Source organism: Anaerovorax sp. IOR16, assembly GCF_017168145.1.
Lineage (GTDB): Bacteria > Bacillota > Clostridia > Peptostreptococcales > Anaerovoracaceae > IOR16.
This window is the reverse complement of sequence record NZ_JADQTL010000005.1, coordinates 36,018-58,550: the sequence shown is the minus strand read 5'-3', so window position 1 is coordinate 58,550 and position 22,533 is coordinate 36,018. Positions and strand designations below refer to the sequence as shown.

The window sequence follows — 22,533 nt, the reverse complement described above, 5'->3', positions numbered from 1 at the left end:
TTTTTATTCTCCAAAGGTTTTTTTAATATAAGCCTTTTTATCTTTTAAAAATTGGTCGTAATCATTTGTGAAGGCATGGTAGCCATCTCCCTTAGCGACGAAATAAATATAATTCGTCTCAGCAGGATAAAGCGCTGCTTCAATTGCTTTAATGCTTGGGGAGCAAATTGGTCCCGGCGGCAATCCCTTGTTCTGATACGTATTGTATGGTGAATCTACTTTTGTATTTTCCGTACTCACACGATTTGTTCGTTCCTGCAGTGCATATTGAACGGTGGCATCTACTTGCAGCGGCATACCAATGTTAAGCCGATTATAAATCACACTGGAAATGAGATTCATCTCATCTTCTTTAACTGCTTCTCCTTGAATGATAGAAGCAATGGTTATCAGTTCATTAATATTTAAATTTAACTCTTTTGCTCGATCGTAATATTCTGGTTTAAAAACTTTATCAAATTGTAGAAGCATTCGATCAATGATATCTTTCTCGGAAGCGGTTGTATATACATCATACGTTTCCGGATACAAATACCCTTCTAAGCGAAGTTCTCCTTGCGGAGCATGCTTCAAGAACTCATAATTATATTCTCCGGATTGTATCTCCTGCATAAAAAGTTCTTCATTGATTAATCCTTCTGCACTTAGCTTTTCAGATATTTTCTTTAATGTATATCCTTCCGGTATCGTAAAACGAACGGTATTTACATTACCAGCAACTATTTTTTCCATAAGCTCAAGCATAGACATACTTTTTGAAAGCAAATATTCCCCTGCTTTATATTTCCCATCATAGCCTTTTGTTTTTGATTCCAAACGAAACACGGTAGTATTTCGAATCAATCCGTTTTCTTCTAAAATTTGCGCAATGCCGTTCGTACCGGTTCCAGTAGGTATTTGAACCGACATTGTTTCTACATCACTTGGATCTATAGGTTTTCCTACTTGTCCCAAATAAACAAACACCGTTGCTAAAGATAGCATGCACAGGATTCCAACGGTTAGTATAATTGTTATAAATCGATTGGATTTCCCCTTTTTCTTTGATTTTTTTCCCATATATAATCTCCCTATGTATGACCCTTTACAAAAAATTATCGCAGAATGCGACCATTCTGCGAAATTATTTTTATTATTTTTATTTAGCTCTTCCTAAATATTCGCCAGTTCTGGTGTCAATCTGGATCAATTCTCCCTCTTCGATAAAGATAGGAACCTGAATGGTTGCACCGGTTTCTACAACAGCTGCTTTTGTTACATTTGTAGCGGTATCGCCCTTCACACCTGGTTCGGTTTCTATTATCTTAAGGTTTACAAAGTTCGGTGCTTCTACTAAGAAAGCGCTTCCCTTATAAAACTTAATTGTAGCCATATCATTTTCTCTTAGATACTTGATTGCATCTTCAACCTGTTCTTCTGAGATTGGAACCTGATCAAAGGTTTCCTGATCCATGAAATAATAAAGCTCTCCATCGTTGTATAAATATTGCATTTGTTTTGTGTCAATGTGTGCTTTCGGAAATTTATCATTTGGATTAAATGCTTCTTCTCTAGTTGCACCTGTTAAAATATTCTTATACTTGGTTCTTACAAAGGCTGCACCTTTACCGGGCTTTACATGCTGAAAGTCAAGAACTACATGTGGCTCTCCATTAATATCAAAAGTAACGCCTTTTCTAAAATCGCTTGCATAAATCATTGTTTACTCCTCCATTGTAGATATATCTAATCAATCCTATTTAGATAATAATTAGCTCTTTTTCTGAATGAACCGTGTTTATTATACCAAAAGATGTGATGATTGCCAAGTCTTCAATTCGAATCCCGAATTTTTGTGGAAGATAGATTCCTGGTTCAATGGTAACGGTCATATTTTCCTTTAAAAATCCTTTGCCTCTGGGACTTAAGGTTGGTGCTTCATGAATCTCCAACCCGACTCCATGACCAAGTCCATGTCCAAAATAGTCTCCATAACCGGCTTCAATAATCACTTGTCTAGCTAAGTAGTCTCCCTCTACACACGACATCCCTGCTTTTAGTCCTTCAATTGCCGTTTTTTGTGCTTGTAAAACTAAATTATAGATTTGTCTTTGCTCCGGTGTCACGGAACCAATCGCAACTGTTCTTGTCATATCCGAGCAGTAACCATCTAAGATACAACCGAAATCCATTGTCAAGAAATCGCCGACCTCCAGTTTTTTGTCCGTTGGTACTCCATGCGGTAAAGAACTCCTTATACCAGATACACAGATCGAATCAAAGGAAAGACCCATCGCACCATTTTTTTTAAAGAAAAATTCAATTTTCAAAGCGGCTTCTTTTTCTGTCATATGTGGTTTTAAAACAGAAAGCATATGAGAGAAACAATCATCCGTTAAAGCAGCAGCTCGCTTTATGGCATCCAATTCATATTCATCTTTTATTAGACGGATTTGTTCTACTAAACCACTGCAATCTTGCCACTTTGTATGTTGTACTTCATTTGTTAGTTTACGATAACTATTTACTGTTAAAGTGTCGTCTTCACATCCTATGACAGACAGCTGCATTTCTTTTAGAAAATCTATTTCAGAATACTCACTGTTAATTAATACAATTTCGTACATTGGACAAGAGTCTTTTGCTGCTTCAATATATCTAAAATCGGTAAGCAAATAATTTTTATCTTTGGTGAGAAGAAGAAAACAATTGGAAGAAGGAAAATCGCACAAATAGATTTGATTTTCTTTCTTTGTAATCCAAATTCCATCCAATTGTTGTACTGTTAACGCATCTCTTACCTTTTCAATGCGGTAAGAAATGCGTTTTTCTTGTTCTGATTTATTTTTCAATACGAATCACTTCTCCTAAAATGCCATAAACATCAGAAACTAATTTTGTAAAAACAAGTTCTGCCTGCATATATTCTGCAGCCAAAGGATCCGCCATAACAATTTGATATAAGGATTGAACCTGTTCCATAATGTTTTGATCAGCATTGCCTGTCAGCATTTGTTGCGTTTGCATTTTCATATTTTTATCTTGAAAATCATTAATCATAGCACTGAGTTCCGCATTTTGGGAAATTTCTTCTTTCTTAGCGATATAATTTTTATATTCCTGTGATTCTTTCAACGCTTTTGCTAATTCATGTGCTTTATCGTAAGGGTTCATAATAACCTCCTATACTTCTAAAAAGATTGGTAAAATAACGGGGCTTCTCTTTGTTCTTTGATAAATAAAGTTTCGTAATTCATCACGAACTGCATTTTTTAATGCAGCCCAATCTCGAATCCCATCAGCCTGACATCGCTCTAAACGTGCTTGAACAACTTTTCTTGCGGAGTCAATTAAATCTTCAGATTCTCTCACATATACAAAGCCTCTTGATATAATATCAGGTCCTGACGTAACCATACCCGTTCCCTTTTGAATACCGGCAACAACGATAATTAAGCCCGCCTCTGATAACAGTTTTCGATCTCGAAGAACAATGTTTCCTACGTCACCGACACCAAGACCATCTACCATTACAGATGAACATGGGACTTCTTCTTTGCATTTTTCAACTTTATTTCGCTTTAAGGAAAGTACTTGTCCATTTTCTAAGATAAAAATATGGTCCTTTGACATTCCTAAGTTTTCAGCAATCAAAGAATGCTGCCGCAAATGACGGTACTCTCCATGAACCGGCATGAAAAACTTTGGTTTGATAAGAGAATGTACCAGTTTTAATTCTTCAGCACAGGCATGACCTGAAACGTGAATGTCAGCAATGTCATTATAAATAACCTCTGCTCCTTTTTCAAAGAGCTTATTTACAATATTCGAAACGGTTTTCTCATTTCCGGGAACCGGACTTGAAGAAAGAACCACGACATCTCCTTTTTTAATTTGGACGGCTTTGTGATCACTGGAAGCCATTCTTGCTAATGCCGACATCGGCTCGCCTTGGCTCCCTGTCGTAATAATAACTAAATCAGAATCCTTTATATTTCGGATTTTATTGATGTCTACTAAAATACCATCCGGAACCTTCAGATATCCAAGCTCAATCGAAATGTTTACGACGTTCAGCATACTTCTTCCAGAAATCGCAACCTTTCTCTTGAATTTTACTGCCGTATCAATAATCTTTTGTACACGATGTACATTGGAAGAGAAGGTTGCAACTAGAATTCTTGTATTACAAGAGCGGAAAATGTTTTCGAGTGTTACACCAACCGTTTTTTCTGAAGCAGTATACCCTTTTCGTTCTGCATTTGTACTATCAGCCAACATCAGCAAAACACCTTTATTTCCAATCTCTGCCAACCGATGAAAATTAATTGGCTCACCATCAAGTGGTGTATAATCAATTTTAAAATCTCCTGTATGAAATACTTTTCCTGCTGGCGTATCAATGGCAAGACAAATGGCGTCTGCAATAGAATGTGTCGTTCGTATGGTTTCCACTTTAAAGTCGCCCAATTTTATGGTTTCACCCGCAGCAATAACATTTAAATTTCCTCTAAGACCGTGTTCTTTTAATTTATTTTCAACAAGTCCGAGTGTAAGTCTTGTTCCATAAATTGGCAAATTAAGTTCCTTTAATAAATAAGGAATTGCCCCAATATGATCCTCATGACCATGTGTCAATACCATGCCTCTGATTTTTTCTCTGTTTTTTATCAGATAACTAAAATCAGGTATCACGATATCAATTCCGTACATTTCATCATCAGGAAAGGACAAACCACAATCAATGATAATCAAATCATTCTTTGATTCCAGGACGGTAATGTTTTTACCGATCTCATTTAATCCGCCAAGTGGAATCAATTTTACGATGTTTCCTCCCCTATTATTGTTGTTGATTCTCAAATAATACATCCTTTCTTTTTTTGTGTTTTCCACATATTATTTTACAACTACGTTCAATAATTTACCCGGAACGGCAATGACTTTCACAACCTCTTTTTCAGCTAAAAGTGCTTTTACTTTTTCAACGTCCATCGCTGCACTTGTGAAAGCTTCTTTGTCAAGTCCCGTCGGCATTTGTATTCTTTCTTTGACTTTACCGTTTAATTGAATGACAACCTCAACCGTATCCTTTACCAATGCTGTCTCATCATAGGTTGGCCAAGCGGCATTATAAGCAAAGCCCTCATGATTTGTATGCTTCCACATTTCTTCACAAATATGCGGAACAAATGGATTTAGTAGTAAGATTAAGGAATCAATTGCATGCTTAAACAAGCCTAGATTAATGTCGTCCAAAGCCTTATATTTATACATTTCATTGACTAATTCCATTATTGAGCTAAGTGCTGTGTTAAAGTTAAAACGAGTTCCTATGTCTTCCGTTACTTTCTTAATCGTACTATTTAATACAAATGCTAAATTTTTATCTTCTTTGGTTTCTAAAGTAAAGCGTGCAGGAATTCCATTTGTCATTTCTGCTGCTTCATATACCAAACGATACACACGATTCAAGAAACGATAGCTTCCTTCCACACCGGCATCCGACCATTCCAGTTCTTTTTCTGGTGGTGCGGCAAATAAAATAAATAACCGTGCCGTATCTGCACCATATTTATTGATGATTTCTTCTGGACTAACTACATTTCCTACGGATTTTGACATTTTACTGCCATCCTTTAATACCATCCCTTGTGTTAAAAGATTAGCAAATGGTTCTTCTACCGGAGACCTTCCAATGTCATAGAGTACTTTTGTAAAGAAACGAGCATATAGTAAATGTAATATAGCATGTTCTACACCACCAATATACTGATCCACGCTCATCCAATAGTCTGCATTTTCTTTTGCGAATACTTCGTTTTCATTTTTTGCATCTGTATATCGTAAGAAATACCAGGAGGAATCCAAGAAGGTATCCATGGTATCCGTTTCTCTTCTAGCCGGTTTTCCGCATTTTGGACATGTTGCCTTAGCGAAAGTCGGACTTGTGGTAAGCGGAGATTCCCCTTTGCCGGAGAAAACTATATCAGTTGGTAATTCAACCGGAAGATTTTCAAGCTTTTCCGGTACCCATCCACATTCCTCACAATATACCATAGGAATTGGACAGCCCCAATATCTTTGTCTTGAAATCAGCCAATCACGAAGACGGAAATTGATGGATTCATTTCCGATTTTTTTCTCTTCCAAATATGCAATGATTTTTTCCTGGGCCGGCATATTATCTAATCCGTTAAATTGATCGGAATTGATTAATTTACCTTCAGCAACAAAAGCTTCTTGTAAATTGTAAATATCAATGGAAGGATCTTTGGATTCTACCACCGGTATGATTTCCAAATCATATTTTTTTGCAAAATCAAAGTCTCTCTGATCGTGAGCAGGTACTGCCATAATTGCTCCGGTTCCGTAGTCCATAAGAACGTAATTTGCGATATAAATTGGAATCTTTTTACCATTCAATGGATTAATCGCATATTTACCAATAAATACTCCTTCTTTTTCTAAGGTTGTGGAAGTACGGTCAATGTCACTTAAGTGCTGCAGCTTAACTAAGAAATCTTCAACTGATTTTTCATTTTCTGTACCGGCAATCAATTCCTTTACATAAGGATGCTCCGGTGCCAATACCATGTAAGTAACTCCATATAAGGTATCCACTCTTGTAGTGAAAATACGTAAGCTCTTTTCAAAGCCATCAATGGAAAAATCAACTTCTGCACCGACGCTTTTCCCAATCCAGTTTTTCTGCATCGTTTTTACTTTATTTGGCCATCCATCCAACTTATCCAAATCATTTAAAAGACGATCAGCATAATCGGTAATTTTTAAATACCATTGATCTAAATCTTTTTTACCAACCATTGTTGTGCAACGTTCACATTTCCCGTCAACAACCTGTTCATTCGCCAATACTGTTTGGCAAGACGGACACCAATTTACTGGATTTTTTTTCTTATAAGCCAAACCTTTTTCATAAAATTGAATAAAAATCCATTGCATCCATTTATAGTATTCCGGAGTACACGTAGCGACTTCACGTTCCCAATCATAGCTAAAACCTAATTGCTTTAATTGCTCTCTCATTTCTGCAATGTTTTGTTTTGTCCAAACTGCCGGATGAATGCCATGTTTAATTGCAGCATTTTCTGCCGGAAGTCCAAAAGAATCCCAACCCATTGGATGAAGTACATTATAGCCTTTCATAGTCAAAAAACGTGCAGTAACGTCACCGATGGAATAATTTCTCACATGACCCATGTGAAGCTTTCCGGAAGGGTATGGGAACATTTCAAGAAGGTAAAACTTTTCTTTTGTTTTATCCTCAGTTGTATGAAATGCATTTTCTTTTTGCCAAGTATCCTGCCATTTCTTTTCGATGATATTAAAATCATATTGTTGTTGCATCTTTAACTACCTCCTAATTTTCCGTAGCATCAAACGGAATAATTTCACAGTCGCCCCAAACTTTTTCAATATTATATCGTTCTCTTTGTTCTAATGAAAATAAATTAACAATAACATCTCCGAAATCCATTAAAATCCAACCACTATTTCCTCTTCCTTCAATATGTTTTGCTAAAATACCATCCTTTGCAAACTGGTCCTCTACTTCGTCAGCTAATGTAGAAAGTTGTCTTTCTGAATTTGCGGATGCAATTACAAAAAAGTCTGCAAAAGAAGACTTTTCTTTGATATCCATTACCACGATGTCAATCGCTTTTTTTTGATCCAACACAGCGGCTGCAGACAGTGCAATCTCTTTATTTTCCATATAATCTCCTTTTTTTATATCTTTATATGCTTCTAACGTATTATAATCCAAATCCAAACCATTTTCGGTCACATACCTTATGGTATTCCTAAATGCTTGCAGACAAGCTGCATCTAAATCTTTATATGCCAAGATTCGAAGCTCATCCACTCCGGGATAGCTTCGATTTGGTTCAATGGCATCTGCCATATATAAAATCTTTTCCAATAAAGACATCCCTGCTCTTCCAGTCGTATGAAAGCGTACGGCATTACAAAGATCTTCATCTTTAATTTGATAAGTGTCTTTCATGACGTCTGCAGCAATATTACCGTGAATGAGGTTCCCTCTTTCTCGAAACGCATCATGAAACAATGCACCCAATTCTGCTTTTATTGGATTCACTCCATATTTTTTTGCCAATTTTTTTGCTTCCTCAACGACACCAAATGTATGAGCAAGTCGTTTTTCCTTCAAATTCGCTTGAATATAAGAAGTGATTTCTTTTTTTATCCCATTTTTTGTATACATTCCATTGTACCACTAATCTTTTCCATTGACAAGGGATTGCGCGGAAGCCGGAAGTGTGCTATCCCAATTGATACCATACAATCGATTTTTGATTGCATACTCGGCAACGGAGTCGGGAAGCAAATACTTTACAGATTTTCCATGATAAAAACGATCTTTAATATCAGTTGAGGAAATATCCACCTTTGGCATTTCTACTTTTTCCACCTTAGTTCCGTAACGATTTCGTACTTCAACTAACATGCGTTCCAATGCTTCATCCTGATACCCAGGGCGATTTCCAACTAAAAATGAAAATTCTGTTAAGAGTTCCTTTGCGTGTGCCCAATCCTCAATACCCAAAAATGCATCCGTCCCTGTGATAAAGTATAATTCTGTTTCACTACCCCACTCTTCTTTTAGCGCACGGAGTGTTTCAATGGTATAGGATACGGTTTCTTTTTTCAATTCATAATCAGAAGCAAAAAAGTAAGGGTTCTCTTCAATGGCCTTTAAAACCATAACGTAACGGTCTTCTCCTCTTGTCGGCACTGTATTTAATTTGAATGGAGAAATTTTCGCAGGAACAAATATCACACGATTCAAGTTAAATAGACTACGTGCCTGTTCTGCTAATAATAGATGCCCATAATGAATGGGATCAAAACTTCCTCCAAAGATACCAATTTTATTCATTCTGCACCCCTAAATTTTGGTTGCTTTATTCCTGCTCTGCTACGATTTGAATTGCTAATTCATCAAGCTGGCTTTGTTCAATCACAGATGGTGCGTCACTAAGCATGCATTGTGCTGCTTGATTTTTTGGGAATGCCATAACTTCACGAATACTCTGTGATCCTGTAAGAAGCATAACCAGTCTATCCAGTCCGTAAGCCAAACCACCATGAGGCGGAACACCATATTTGAACGCTTCCAATAAGAAACCAAACTTACTATTTGCTTCTTCTTCAGACAATCCTAATATTTCAAAAATCTTTGCTTGTAACGTACGATCATGGATACGAATGCTTCCACCACCTAATTCAACACCGTTCATGATGATATCGTAAGCTTCTGCTTTTACTTTGGATGGATCTGTGTCCATCAAAGGAATGTCTTCTGCTTTCGGTGCTGTAAACGGATGATGCATTGCCTGGTAACGTCCCAATTCTTCGTTGTATTCATACATTGGGAAATCCACAACCCAAAGGAAATTATATTCTTTATCATTTAATAAACCGAGTCTTCCTGCAATCTCTCTTCTAAGGAATCCTAAGCTGTCAAATACGACGGACGGTTTATCAGCTACAATTAAAATCAAATCATTTGGTTTTCCTTCAAAAATCTGAATCATTGCATTCATTTGTTCCGGTGTAAAGAATTTACCGATGGAAGATGTATGTTCAGACTCACCAACTCGAATCCACGCTACACCTTTTGCTCCGTAAGCTTTCGCTGCATCCTGAAGCTTGTCTAAATCCTTTCTGCTGAAACGGTCAGAATACCCATTGATATTGATACCACGAACATCGCCGCCGGAGGAAAGTGCATTTTTAAACACTTGGAAATCACAGTCTTTCACTGTTTCGTTTAAGTATTTTAATTCAAATCCAAAGCGAGTGTCCGGCTTATCACTTCCAAATCGAGTCATTGCTTCCTCATAAGTGAGTCTTGGAAATGGTGTATTAATCTCCAAATTCATCAATTCCTTAAACAATTTCTTCATAAAGCGTTCCTGCGTAGAAATGACATCATTTGCATCGACAAAGGACATTTCTAAGTCAATCTGTGTAAATTCAGGCTGACGATCCGCTCTCAAATCTTCATCACGGAAGCATTTAGCAATCTGAAAATAACGATCGGTTCCGGAAACCATCAAAAGCTGCTTAAATAGCTGTGGAGACTGAGGCAGTGCATAAAATTTTCCTTGGTTTACTCTGCTCGGTACAATATAATCTCTGGCACCTTCCGGAGTGGAGTTAATTAATATTGGAGTTTCCACTTCTGTGAACCCATCTTCATCAAAGAAATCACGAGCTATTTTTGTTACCTTATGACGAAAGGATAAATTACGCTGCATTTTTAGTTTTCTAAGATCCAAATATCTATATTTTAAACGTAAATCTTCAGATACCTTATCATCATCTTTTACATAAATTGGTGGTGTCTCTGATTCGGAGTAGATCATCAAATCACTAGCAAATACTTCGATATCTCCGGTTGACAGATCTTTATTTTTCGATTCTCTTTCTTTTACCGTTCCCTTAATTCCTACTACAAATTCACTGCGAAGCTTGTCTGCTTTTTCAAAGAGTTCCTTCGGAATATCATCATTAAATACAATCTGAACAATGCCGGTTTTATCTCTTAAATCGCAAAAAATCAGTCCTCCCAGATTTCTTCTTTTTTGGATCCATCCGTTTAAAACGATTTCTTCCTGTACATTTGCAAGTGTAAGTGTACCGCACATATGCGTTCTTTTAAATAAATTTGCCATGTTTTTGTATCTCCTCTATTTTAGTATAAACTGAATTCTAAAAATTTATTTCGTTTCGAATTGCATCAATGGCAATTTCTTTCTGTTCTGAGGTTTTCATGTTTTTAAGCGATACTATTCCCTTATCAAGCTCATTATCTCCGATGACAATGGTATATTTCGCATGCAAACGATCGGCATACTTGAATTGACCTTTTAAGTTTCGTCCAACAACATCCATTGCAGCCATAATTCCTTCTTTTCTCAGATCATGCATTAACTTTAATCCAAAGTTTTTACCGCGTTCTCCCATTACTGCAATAAATACATCGGTAGTCTCTTCTTCCGGAAAAGAGATGCCTGCTGCCTCCATGACTAATAGTAAACGTTCAATCCCAAGTCCAAATCCAACACCCGGTGTTTCTGGTCCGCCGATTTGCTCTACAAGGTGATCGTAACGTCCGCCTCCGCAAACCGTACCCTGTGCCCCAATCGAATTGGATACAATTTCAAATGCGGTTTTTGTATAGTAATCCAAACCACGTACAATACCCGGATCCACAAGGTAAGGAATTTCCATCGCTGTTAAATTGCTCTGTACTTCAGAAAAAGCGTCAGCACATTCATCACAAAGATAATCCAGCATCTTTGGGGCACCCTGGACTAATTCTTGACAAACCGGAGATTTACAATCCAAAATACGCATCGGATTACGGTCATAACGACTTTTACAGGTATCACAAAAAGCGTCATAGTTTGGTTTTAGGAATGCCTGCAATGCTTCTCTGTATTTTTGACGACAATTTGGACAACCGATGCTGTTGATGCGAAGCTCCAAATCCTTGATACCCAGTTCGTCTAAGAAATCCATTGCCAGTGCAATGACTTCGGCATCAGCCATCATATTTGCCGCACCAAAGGTTTCAATTCCTAACTGATGGAATTCACGCAGGCGGCCGGACTGCGGCTTTTCATAGCGAAAGCACGGAGTTACATAATAGTATTTGGAAGGCTGTACTTCCGCAAATAATTTATTTTCTACAAATGCTCTTACAACCGGTGACGTACCTTCCGGTTTGAGTGTTAAATTTCTTCCGCCGTAATCATCAAAAGAATACATTTGCTTTTCTACGATATCAGTCGTATCCCCAACGCTTCGTTTAAACAATTCCGTATGTTCAAAAATTGGCGTACGAATTTCTTTAAAATGGTATTTACTGCAAAGTTCTCTGAATGTACGTTCTACATACTGCCATTTATATACTTGAGAAGGCAACACGTCCTTCGTTCCCTTAGGAATGTTTGTAATCATTAAATACCTCCGTTTTCTTCTGCTTTTAAAGGAATAAAAATACCCTTTTCTTTACGTTCGAGCATTTCATCCAAGCGTTCTACATAGATTTCATAATTTGAAACATTCGGCACACGTTCCAAGCGATTTTCATCTGGAAAATACACTTTACTAATTCCACCGGCTCCCAAAGCTATGATGGTTTGATTTTCCTCCATGATGCGAATGTTATAAATACTTTCTGTATTTGGTTTTGCATATCCAACATTCTCAAAATTTCCGCTCATATGCTTCTGTCGATACATATAATAAGGAACATATCCGTTATCTTCCATTAATTGTTTTGAAATGTCTAACATTTTTCGGACACGCTCGCCCTGATGATAGTGATATTCTGCATCCATATCAATCAATCTGGATGCTCGCTTAACTGCCAACGTGTGGACGGTGATGTTTTGTGGCGCAAGCTTTATGATTTGACGTAAACTCTCTTCAAAATCCTCTGGCTCTTCTTCGGGAAGTCCTGCAATTAAGTCTGCATTTATGTGCTCGATTCCAATATCCTTCGCCATAGCGAATGCATCCACAATTTGCTCTGGAGTATGCGAACGCCCAATCAACTCTAAGGTTCTTGGTTTCATAGATTGCGGATTGATGCTGATGCGATCCACATGAAAGTCGGAAATGACTTGCAGTTTTTCCTTAGTAATGGTATCGGGGCGCCCTGCTTCAACGGTAAACTCTTTTAAATGAGATAAGTCAAAATGCATTGAAACAATAAAAAGCAATTTTTTAAGTCCTTCTGTCGATAAGGTAGTTGGTGTACCCCCTCCGATATAAATGGATTCTGCAAAGATTCCGCTTTCCTTCATACGTTTTCCAACGTAAGCAATCTCTTTCAATAAAGCATCCAAATACCAGTTTATTTTCTCCTCGGTTGCTTGATTTGAAGTAAAGGAACAATAGACACACCGAGTTGGGCAAAAAGGAATACCAATATAGATACCCACATCTTTTTTTTCACAATTAGCAAAAACACGTTTTTGGTTTTCGCATAAATCAATCAATAAGTCTATTTTTTCATCGGACACATAGTAAAAATTTTTGAAAAGTGTTCGAATCTCTTGAAAGTTCTTACCTTTTTTTAAGTATTCTCCAGCTAATTTTCCAGGTCTTACACCGGTTAAAATTCCCCAATCCGGATGCATTCCTGTTTCTGCACTTAATTTTTCAAAGAGATAGCGCTTTCCTTCATTCTTATCTGTTATTCCATCCGGAATCTGTATTTCTTTCCAAACTGATTCGTTTGAGTTTTTTTCCTCTAAAGAATTCTGTACAGTTTCATTGTTAAATAAAACATAATCATTTGGTTTAAGAAACATTTTCACCAGTTCTTCCAGCTCATATTTATTTTTTATTTCATTGCAGTCAATTTTATACAAATGGATTATGCCTCTTTTCGTAACCAATGGTTGTACTTCCCATATGTCCCGGATATACTTTTGTGTCTTCCGGAAGTAAAAATAGCTTTGTTTTTATAGATTCAATTAGGTGTGGGAAAGAACCCATAGGAAAATCCGTTCTTCCAATGGATTGTGCGAAGAGAGTATCTCCGCTAAATAGACAATCCTCTACCAAAATACACATTCCACCCGGAGTATGTCCCGGTGTTTCAATAAAATGAAGCACCAAATTGCCAACATTTAAGGTATCTTTCTCTTCTACATATAAATCAGCTTCAAGAGAAAGGCTTACACCACAGGTTTCTTTTGAAAAATTTAAAGACGGGTCCTTTAAGAAATCTTCTTCTTTCTTGCTGGCAACAAGCTTTGCTTTCGGAAATGCTTGTTGATGAACACCAACACCGCCAATGTGATCTCCATGACCATGTGTTAACACAATATATAAAATGTCTATGTCTTCTTCTTCAACCTTCTGAAGCAAACCAGCATTGACACCACCTGGATCTACGATAAAACCTTTTTTTGTTTCCTCATCATAGACAAGGTAAGAGTTTACTTGCAATGCACCGCTGTAATATCCTTTTACAATCATACCTTTCTCCTTTAAAATAGTTTTTTACTGTCTAAAAGAACCGTTACCGGTCCGTCATTTTCTATGCGGACCAGCATGTCCGCTTGAAAAACGCCTTCTTCAACATGCACCCCATATCCTTTACATGCGTCGATGAAGGCGCGGTAAAGGCTGTTTGCCTTTTCCGGACGGGCCGCTTTAATAAAACTTGGTCGCTTTCCTTTTCTACAATCTCCAAAAAGCGTAAATTGAGATACCGCTAAGATATCCCCTCCTACGTCCTTGATGGATAAATTCATTTTTTCTTCTTCATCTTCAAAGATACGAAGTCCCGTAATCTTATCAGCCATATATGTTACATCAGTCATTTCATCGTCATCTTCTACACCGAGAAGAACCATCAGTCCTTTTTCAATGGAGCCGGTAACTTTATCATCAACTGTAACGCTTGACCGCAGAACTCTTTGTACAACTGCTCTCACAAACTCCTCCTCTTACTTTAATCAGCATTTTATGATTATTTATATTTATTTTCTATCGATAAGAATTGGATCATTGAAAACTCTTATCGTTTATTTCTAAGTGATTGTACGATATACATCCGCAACACCCTGTACGGAACGCAGCGAACGTAATACCTTCTCCATTTGGTTGGTATTTGAAATGGATAGCGTCATTGTAATATTGACAATTCGATCCCTTGCACTCTTCGCATTTACTCCGGTAATGTGAACATCCATATCCTCGCAGACACGAGAAAGATCGGAAAACAATCCCTTTCTATCTTCCGATAAAATACTAATATCCACATCGTATGACAAATCTTTTTTGTCACGATCCCATTCAACATGAATAAAGCGCTTTCGTTCGTCTTCCGGTAAAGTTAAAATATTGATACAATCCTTACGATGCACAGAAATACCACGTCCTTTTGTGATAAAACCGACAATTTCATCACCCGGAACTGGATTACAACATTTTGAAAAACGGATCAAAAGATTATCCATACCTTCAACCGTAACGCCTGTTGGGTTTATCTTGCGTTGTTTTCTTTTTGTTTCCAGCTTAGCTTGTTCTTTTTCTTTTTTCTTTAACTCAGCTTGTTTTTCTTCATGATAATACCCCTCCAGCATTACCATAACCTTACTGAGAATGACACCACCATAACTAATTGCTGTATATAAATCTTCTGTATTTGAATAGTTTAAAGCTTTTGCAGCTTTATTGATATATTGATTTTTTAAAATTTGCTGCAGGTCATATCCCTTACGCTTTGCGTATTTCTCCAACATTTCTTTTCCTTTGTCGGAGGTTTCTGACTTGTTTTCTTTCTTTAACCAAGCACGAATCTTATTTCTTGCAGTATTGCTCTTTGCAATTTTTAACCAATCGATGCTTGGACCTTTACTGTTTGAAGAAGTTACAATGTCAACAATTTGTCCATTGGATAACGTATAGTCAATGGGAACCATTTTACCGTTTACTTTAGCTCCAATGCATTTTGCACCAACTGCCGAGTGAATTTTAAATGCAAAATCAAGTGGTGTTGAACCTGCCGGAAGTTCTATAATATCTCCCTTTGGAGTAAAAACGAAAACCTGATTTGAAAACAAATCCACCTTTAAAGTCTCCATAAATTCTTTTGGATCGTTTAAGTCTTTTTGCCATTCTAACGTTTGACGAAGCCATGCCAGCTTTACTTCTTCTTTCTCTTGTGAAATACTTTCTTTATATTTCCAGTGTGCAGCAATACCGTATTCGGCAATCTTATGCATTTCTTTTGTTCGAATTTGAATTTCAAACGGTTCTCCGTTATCTCCTAAAACGGTTGTATGCAAGGATTGATAGCGATTTGGTTTTGGCATCGCAATGTAATCCTTGAAACGACCCGGAAGAGGCTTCCACATAGTATGAACAATACCCAAAACTGCATAGCAGTCCTTTATAGTATCTACAATAATTCGAACGGCTGTTAAATCAAAAATTTCATCCAACTGTTTATGTTGATATTTCATTTTACGATATATACTGTAAAAATGCTTTGATCTTCCGGTAATTTCATAAGAAATGTTCAACCCATCCAAACATTGACGAATTTCATCCATTACGTGATTGATATTTTCTTCCCGCTGTTGTTTTTTAATCTTAACTTCTGTAACCAGCTTATAATAAGCTTCCGGTTCTAACATTTTTAATGCAATGTCTTCCACTTCAAATTTTATCGTGTATATACCCAAACGACTTGCAAGCGGTGCATAAATTTCAAGGGTTTCTTTACATTTTTCAATGATTTTATCTTCGGTCATATAATTGATGGTTCGGAGATTGTGCAGACGATCCGCCAGCTTAATAATCAGCACACGAATGTCCTTTGACATAGCTAAAAACATTTTACGAAGATTTTCAGCCTGTCTTTCTTCTTTGCTTTCATAAACAAGAGAACCTAATTTGGTTACTCCATCCACAAGCAAAGCAACCTCCTCACCAAAATCTCTTTTTAAATCTTCTTGTGTGTATGGAGTGTCTTCGACGGCATCATGAAGCAGACCTGCAACAATTGTACTTTCGTCCATGCCTAAATCTGCCAATATTTTAGCCACTTCAACCGGATGAATCAGGTATGGTTCGCCTGATTTCCGGAATTGGCCTTCATGCTGCTTTTCTGCGATTTTGTAAGCTCGTTCTATGATATCTAAATCATAATTTGGGTTTACATTCAGCAGATAGTTTAAGAATTGCTCCATCATAAGAAAATCCCTTACTTTCCTTTATATTTCGATTTCTTTTCTGTTAATTTGCTTAGATCATAGTAGAAAGGACTTGCAATTGCAATGGAGGAATACGCACCTGCCGTAATACCTACCATCAAAGGTAATGCAAATTCACGAATAGTATCTCCGCATAAAATATAAAGCGGAATGATAACTAATATGGTCGTGATGGATGTCATTAAGGAACGAACTAAAGTTTGATTGATACTCTTATCAATTAATTCTTCTAACTTCTTTTTCTTCATATATTTTAAATTTTCACGAATACGATCAAATACTACGATGGTATCATTGATGGAATATCCAACGACAATCAACATACCTGCAATAAATGGATTGTTGATACTCACATGGAAAAATCCATAAAACGCAATTAACATTAAAACATCGTGCAGCAGTGCAACGATTGATGCCACACCAAATTTCCATTCAAAACGAATGATAATGTAAATTAACATACACACTGCAGCAATCAAAACAGCTTTCACTGCATTTTTCTTTAGTAATTCTCCAACCGATGGACCAATCAACTGTGCATTTACTACACTGCTTTTATCTAAATCAAAGGTTTTATACATATCTTCATAGAACTTTGTTCGAGCAGCATTATCTAATGCTTGTACGGTTTTTAAAACAATCTGATCGTTGTCTTCTCCCGCATGCTGTACATCAGCTTGAATCTTATTTTCCTTTAATACGGCTTTCACATCATCAATCGCAACTTCACGTCCCATATCGAATTGAATACGAGTACCGCCGGTAAAATCAATTCCATAATTAAAGCCTCGAATTAAACCTGTCCCAATTCCGCCTATAATTAATACAAGGGAAATGATATAAATAATCTTTCTATATTTAATAAAGGAGAACTCTCTTTTAAATTCAAACATTTATTGCACCTCCTTTATACCAAAAAATTTATTATTTCCAAAGGTCTTACTCTCAGCGAAAATGGAAAGGTAAAGCTGTGTAATAACAACAGCGGTAAAAATACTGCCCACAATACTGATCATTAGAGTCATGGCAAATCCCCGAACCGGGCCGGAACCCAACTGGTATAAAACGACTGCAGCAATCATAGTTGTAACTTGTGAATCAATTACCGTAGACATTGCTCGCTTAAATCCTTCGTGCGCAGCAACGCGAATGCTCTTTCCGTTTTTAACTTCTTCTCGAATTCTGGAGAAGATAATAACATTTGCGTCAACTGCCATACCAACACCTAAAATCATACCTGCAATACCAGGTAAAGTCAGTACAGCGTTGAAAGCTGCCATTACCCAAAGAACAATTAATATATATAAAAGCAGTGCTATGTCTGCCGCCAGTCCCATAACACGATACATGGCAATCATAAATACTATGATCAATGCAACACCAATCATTCCTGCAAGTACACTGCCTTTTAGGGAATCAATTCCTAAAGTTGGACCTACTGTAGTCGTATCAACTTCTTCCAGTCCGACTGGTAATGCACCGCCACGAATCAAAACGGCTAAGTTCGCAGCTGCTTCATTTGTGAAATTACCTGAAATTTCTGCTTGTCCAGAAATAATTTGTGTTACCTTTGGATTGGAAAGCACTTGTCCATCCAAAAGAATCATAATTTGATTTGCTTCCATTCCTGGAACGGTTGAAGTTACTTGATTATTTACAATTCGTTCGGTTGCCGCTTTAAAGGCTTTGGAACCTTCTGCGTTAAATTCCAATGTAACCACATAACCTGTGTCAAGTGATATGTCGTTTTTTCCTTGATTTTTTGCAACTCCGGCATCTTTTACTTGGCTGCCATCTAATACAACCGTACCGTCTGCCATAATAAACTGTAATTGTGCAGTTTTACCAATTTGTTTGATTGCTTGATCAGCATCATCTGCACCTGGCAACTCCACACGGATACGTTTTTCTCCTTCTATGGTTACAACCGGTTCTGACAATCCCATCTGATTCACTCTTTTTTCAATGATGGCCTGTGTTTGCTGCATCAATGTTTTTAACTCGGAACCGGTCGCATCTGTTTGCGCCTCCATGACTACGGAAACACCGCCCTTTAAGTCTAAACCCAATTTTAGCTGGTCTTTAATAGGCGCAAATGATCCGATACCCATAAAGGTAACAAACCAACATCCGGCTATGAGAATCGCCAGGACGATTGCTAATGTTTTTTTCATTCTTTTATTCACCTTCTCTTACGTATTTTTTGCGAAGTTTTCCGCTCGATAAGCTTCAAATTATTTGAATGCTACAGAATATTTTACTACTTTTTTGTAACTTCTACAAGTAAAACATGACTTGAAATGCCACTTTTCCTTTAAATTTTAAGATTTACACCAACCATCCCGCCTAGACTTCCAAGAACAATACATGGCACATATCGCAGGCGTAAAAGAAAAATTGAGTTTTCCATTCCGGATAGAACAAAACTAAGGAGTAGAATGCTTAAAAGTAAAACACCGGCAAACAATGCTCCAAAAATAAGCCCTCTCTTTTTGAACACAATTCCTGATTGCAGTCCAATAAAAAAGCAAGTTATCCCACAGATTGCCAAAATATAATATGGCATCCCTTTTTCCGGCAGTGCTGTAAACATTAACAATACTGCAAGAAGTGTAAACAAAACAAAAAACAATAGGAAGGAAAAGATAAAGGCCTTCATACCTCTTGTAATGTAGTTTTGTAATGCTATACCTTTCATATTGCCTCCATTTCTGCATCGCGGCTAATTTACCGCGACTGCTATAAAAGTTCTCGCACTACAGCATACGTCTCCCGTTAGATTTTTATTCAAAAAAAAACAAGGACAAAGCCTTGTTTTTCAATGTTAAATTACGTTTCGATTATTTATTTTCTTCTGATTCTTTTTCGCTCAATTCCGGCTCCACACTTGGTTCTACAGAATCTTTTTCTGTACCAAGCTTTTTCAGCTTCTTTGGAAGTGCTTTTTTCGTCGTTCCTTCCACTTCTTCTTCAGCAAGCTTTGCCTTAGATTTTGGAGCTTCATTTTCTATTTTAGAAACAGCCCATCTCGTAATTTCAAATTTTGTTTTGTCTGCGCCAACCTGAATGGTAAGCCTTTCATCCTTTACTTTGACAACCTTACCATAAATACCGCCAATGGTCACAATGTCATCTCCGACTTTGATGCTATTACGCATGTCCGCTACTTGTTTTTCCTTCTTCTTTTGCGGACGGATCAATAAGAAATACATAACGACAATCAAAAGCACTAAAGGAATAAATTGCGCTGCAAGTGCATTGTTCATAACGAATCCTCCTTTTCAACCTACAATCAAAATTATATATTATATTGCACAAAAAGAAAAGGTTTTTTTATACATTTAATACTTGATTTCTCTTTTTAGTTATGCTATTATAATTATGTTGCGCCGGCGTGATGGAATTGGCAGACGTGCGGGACTCAAAATCCCGTGGTGGCAACACCGTATCGGTTCGACCCCGATCGCCGGCACCAAATAAAAGACACAGTATTTAATAAATACTGTGTCTTTTTCTATATGTTCTTATACTATTTTAATAACTTAATTTTATATTCACAACCAGTATCTTAGTTGTCCCTACTAAACATAACCAGAAGTTTTCCTTTATCAAAAGAAAGGGTTGCTTCTTCTTCAAGAATTTCATTACTTACACCAATTGGAAAGCTATGATCAAGCAAAGCATTCGTTAAAGGATACTTCACTCCTTTTATGGTTACATTTTTACAATACTCTGTATACGAAAACAAAGAAAGCTTATATCCTTTTCTTTTCTGAATTTGAATGGTACCGGGATTAAGCATCGTAACAACGTTATTTCCATTTAAAAGTACGACGTATTTTCCTAAATCACAGCCATAGGAAAGTGCTTGTAAATTCGCTATCGTGTGATCCAAACGCCCTCCAATTCCACCTACGATGCCAAAAACATGAAATCCCTTTTCAATTCCATATTTTAAACACAAAAGAGTATCCGTGTCATCTTTTTCAACCGGTACATGAATGACGGTTTCTGAATCTTTTTCCGGTGCATTTCCGGAATCAAAATCACCAATGACGATATGGGGTACGATTCCTTCTTTTTTCGCCAATTCATAGCCACCGTCAGCGCAAATAATAAAATCATCGTCATGAAGACGCAAAGATTGTCGAATGGATTTTTTGAGATATGCGGTTATGATGATACATCTTTTCATGGATGCCCTCCACAGATTTATTTTCTCCATTCTACCTTTCCGAAAATAAAAATGCAAGTCCTATTGGACTTGCATCAGACTGTAGACAAGGATATCTCTATCTTTGCCTACAGTTTTTTTTACATAATGTAATACATTTTATTGTATTTATGGTAAAATATATGTATAAATACATGGAGGTATTTGCTTTATGATGGGTAAGAAAGATTTATTAGGTCGTGATCAATTTCAAATGGTAACCTTGAATTCTCTTGTTCCACAAGATCATATTATTCGTAAGATAGATACTGCGATTAATCTCTCTTTCATTTATGACCTTGTAAAAGATTTGTATTCTGATGTGGGAAAAGAAAGCATCGATCCTGTTGTCTTAATTAAAATTACCCTCATTCAATATACCTTTGGTATTCGATCCATGAGACAGACCATTAAAGAAATTCAAACGAATGTAGCTTATCGATGGTATCTTGGTTATAGTTTAGAGGAAGAAATTCCTCACTTTTCTACCTTTGGTAAAAACTACTCTCGTCGGTTTCAAAATACTGACTTATTCGAACAAATCTTTCAAAGAGTCATTGCTGAAATCATGGAATATGAATTCATTAATTCAGAAAGCATTTTCATTGACGGTACACATATTAAAGCAAGTGCAAATAACCATAACAGTGAAAAAGAAACCGTTTTGGAATCCGTTAAATACTATGAAAAAGAACTAATGAAAGAAATTAACGAAGATCGCATTGAACGAGGAAAACAAGCTTGTAAAAAAAAACGGAAGCCAAAGAAAAGACAAAAGTAATCAAGAAAAGTACCGTAGATCCGGATTGCGGCGTATTTCATAAAGGAAAGCATAAGGTAGTATTTGCTTATGCTGCAAATGTAGCTTGCGATCGAAACAATTACATACTTGCTTTTCATACAAATCCAGGAAATGTACATGACTCAGTTGCATTCCCAAAGATTTATGAAAAAGTAAAAAGATATAAAGGTGTAAAAAATATTGTAATGGATTCCGGATATAAAACACCTGCAATTGCTAGAGAAATACTCAAAGATAAACGAATTCCTATCCTACCATACAAACGACCTATGACAAAAAATGGTTATTTTAAAAAACACGAATATGCTTATGATGAATACTATGATTGCTTTGTATGCCCAGAAAACCAAGTGTTAAACTATACTACAACAAATAGAGAAGGGTATCGGGAATATAAGAGTAAAGGAGAAATTTGCAAGAGTTGCCCTTCCTTATCAGAATGCACAGCAAGTAAAGACCATGTAAAAGTAGTCACACGTCATATATGGGAAAACTACATAGAGCAATGTGAGGACATTCGTCATACTCCAAAGTATCGAGATCTTTACAAACTACGGAGTCAAACCATTGAGCGAGTCTTTGCCGATGCAAAAGAAAAACATAATATGCGTTATACACAATATCGAGGGATTCAGAAGATAGAAATGGAACTGAATCTTCTTTTTGCGTCCATGAATCTAAAAAAACTAGCAACATGGATTCATAAATCTGAAAGAAGGAATCAAATGGCATAGAGATATCCT

General features: G+C 36.8%; 19 protein-coding genes, 1 tRNA gene and 1 pseudogene. 2 read left to right on the top strand and 19 right to left on the bottom strand.

All coding sequences use genetic code 11. The annotated features are described in order from the left end of the window. Nucleotides 1–3: 3 nt before the first annotated feature. From mltG to yajC, 18 genes are all read right to left on the bottom strand, one after another. Complete coding sequence (gene mltG, locus I2490_RS01815; RefSeq protein ID WP_206458077.1) at nucleotides 4–1,059, bottom strand: endolytic transglycosylase MltG; 1,056 nt, start codon at nucleotides 1,057–1,059, stop codon at nucleotides 4–6. Nucleotides 1,060–1,138: 79 nt separating this feature from the next. Next, nucleotides 1,139–1,699: an elongation factor P gene (gene efp / locus I2490_RS01810; RefSeq protein ID WP_206458076.1), complete on the bottom strand. Its 561-nt coding sequence runs from the start codon at nucleotides 1,697–1,699 to the stop codon at nucleotides 1,139–1,141. Nucleotides 1,700–1,739: 40 nt separating this feature from the next. Further along, nucleotides 1,740–2,831 (bottom strand): aminopeptidase P family protein, encoded by a 1,092-nt coding sequence (locus I2490_RS01805; RefSeq protein WP_206458075.1) that lies wholly within the window; start codon nucleotides 2,829–2,831, stop codon nucleotides 1,740–1,742. Continuing rightward, nucleotides 2,821–3,153: a YlbF family regulator gene (locus I2490_RS01800; RefSeq protein ID WP_206458074.1), complete on the bottom strand. Its 333-nt coding sequence runs from the start codon at nucleotides 3,151–3,153 to the stop codon at nucleotides 2,821–2,823. Before I2490_RS01800 ends, I2490_RS01805 begins: the two co-directional genes overlap by 11 nt. Nucleotides 3,154–3,162: 9 nt before the next feature. Further along, a complete protein-coding gene (locus I2490_RS01795) occupies nucleotides 3,163–4,842 on the bottom strand; it encodes a ribonuclease J (protein WP_245157051.1) in 1,680 nt (559 codons plus the stop codon). Between the two features lie 36 nt (nucleotides 4,843–4,878). After that, nucleotides 4,879–7,350, bottom strand: a complete 2,472-nt coding sequence (gene leuS, locus I2490_RS01790; RefSeq protein WP_206458072.1) for a leucine--tRNA ligase — start codon at nucleotides 7,348–7,350, stop codon at nucleotides 4,879–4,881. A 13-nt stretch (nucleotides 7,351–7,363) separates the two neighbouring features. Beyond that, nucleotides 7,364–8,227 carry a bis(5'-nucleosyl)-tetraphosphatase (symmetrical) YqeK gene (yqeK, locus tag I2490_RS16525; protein WP_245157050.1) on the bottom strand — a complete coding sequence of 288 codons (864 nt, stop codon included), beginning with the start codon at nucleotides 8,225–8,227 and terminating at the stop codon, nucleotides 7,364–7,366. Between the two features lie 12 nt (nucleotides 8,228–8,239). After that, a complete protein-coding gene (nadD, locus tag I2490_RS01775) occupies nucleotides 8,240–8,902 on the bottom strand; it encodes a nicotinate-nucleotide adenylyltransferase (RefSeq protein WP_206458071.1) in 663 nt (220 codons plus the stop codon). 25 nt (nucleotides 8,903–8,927) lie between these two features. Then, nucleotides 8,928–10,703, bottom strand: coding sequence for an aspartate--tRNA ligase (gene aspS / locus I2490_RS01770; RefSeq protein WP_206458070.1), 1,776 nt, complete (start codon nucleotides 10,701–10,703; stop codon nucleotides 8,928–8,930). A gap of 37 nt (nucleotides 10,704–10,740) precedes the next feature. Next, complete coding sequence (gene hisS / locus I2490_RS01765) at nucleotides 10,741–11,994, bottom strand: histidine--tRNA ligase (RefSeq protein ID WP_206458069.1); 1,254 nt, start codon at nucleotides 11,992–11,994, stop codon at nucleotides 10,741–10,743. After that, nucleotides 11,994–13,415, bottom strand: coding sequence for a coproporphyrinogen dehydrogenase HemZ (gene hemZ / locus I2490_RS01760; RefSeq protein ID WP_206458068.1), 1,422 nt, complete (start codon nucleotides 13,413–13,415; stop codon nucleotides 11,994–11,996). The genes hisS and hemZ overlap by 1 nt, the downstream gene beginning before the upstream one ends. Further along, nucleotides 13,408–14,028 (bottom strand): MBL fold metallo-hydrolase, encoded by a 621-nt coding sequence (locus tag I2490_RS01755; protein ID WP_206458067.1) that lies wholly within the window; start codon nucleotides 14,026–14,028, stop codon nucleotides 13,408–13,410. Before I2490_RS01755 ends, hemZ begins: the two co-directional genes overlap by 8 nt. Before the next feature lie 11 nt (nucleotides 14,029–14,039). Further along, nucleotides 14,040–14,489 carry a D-aminoacyl-tRNA deacylase gene (gene dtd, locus I2490_RS01750; protein ID WP_206458066.1) on the bottom strand — a complete coding sequence of 150 codons (450 nt, stop codon included), beginning with the start codon at nucleotides 14,487–14,489 and terminating at the stop codon, nucleotides 14,040–14,042. Nucleotides 14,490–14,585: 96 nt separating this feature from the next. Next, nucleotides 14,586–16,754, bottom strand: coding sequence for a RelA/SpoT family protein (locus I2490_RS01745; RefSeq protein WP_206458065.1), 2,169 nt, complete (start codon nucleotides 16,752–16,754; stop codon nucleotides 14,586–14,588). An 11-nt stretch (nucleotides 16,755–16,765) separates the two neighbouring features. Continuing rightward, nucleotides 16,766–17,668, bottom strand: a complete 903-nt coding sequence (secF, locus tag I2490_RS01740) for a protein translocase subunit SecF (protein WP_206458064.1) — start codon at nucleotides 17,666–17,668, stop codon at nucleotides 16,766–16,768. Then, on the bottom strand, nucleotides 17,669–18,949 hold the full coding sequence (gene secD / locus I2490_RS01735) for a protein translocase subunit SecD (RefSeq protein ID WP_206458063.1): 1,281 nt from the start codon (nucleotides 18,947–18,949) through the stop codon (nucleotides 17,669–17,671). 140 nt (nucleotides 18,950–19,089) lie between these two features. Further along, the gene (locus I2490_RS01730) at nucleotides 19,090–19,473 is read right to left on the bottom strand and encodes a TIGR04086 family membrane protein (protein ID WP_206458062.1); all 384 of its coding nucleotides are present in this window, start codon (nucleotides 19,471–19,473) and stop codon (nucleotides 19,090–19,092) included. A gap of 142 nt (nucleotides 19,474–19,615) precedes the next feature. Then, complete coding sequence (yajC, locus tag I2490_RS16805; protein WP_206458061.1) at nucleotides 19,616–20,041, bottom strand: preprotein translocase subunit YajC; 426 nt, start codon at nucleotides 20,039–20,041, stop codon at nucleotides 19,616–19,618. Between the two features lie 122 nt (nucleotides 20,042–20,163). Between yajC and I2490_RS01720 the strand changes: the two genes are divergently transcribed. Beyond that, nucleotides 20,164–20,250 (top strand) — tRNA-Leu (locus I2490_RS01720). 93 nt (nucleotides 20,251–20,343) lie between these two features. On the opposite strand, the gene I2490_RS01715 is transcribed toward I2490_RS01720, so the two are convergent. After that, nucleotides 20,344–20,970 carry a thiamine diphosphokinase gene (locus tag I2490_RS01715; RefSeq protein WP_206458060.1) on the bottom strand — a complete coding sequence of 209 codons (627 nt, stop codon included), beginning with the start codon at nucleotides 20,968–20,970 and terminating at the stop codon, nucleotides 20,344–20,346. 190 nt (nucleotides 20,971–21,160) lie between these two features. On the opposite strand from I2490_RS01715, the pseudogene I2490_RS01710 reads away from it, so the two are divergent. Continuing rightward, nucleotides 21,161–22,524 (top strand): annotated as a pseudogene (locus tag I2490_RS01710) (IS1182 family transposase). Nucleotides 22,525–22,533 lie beyond the last annotated feature (9 nt).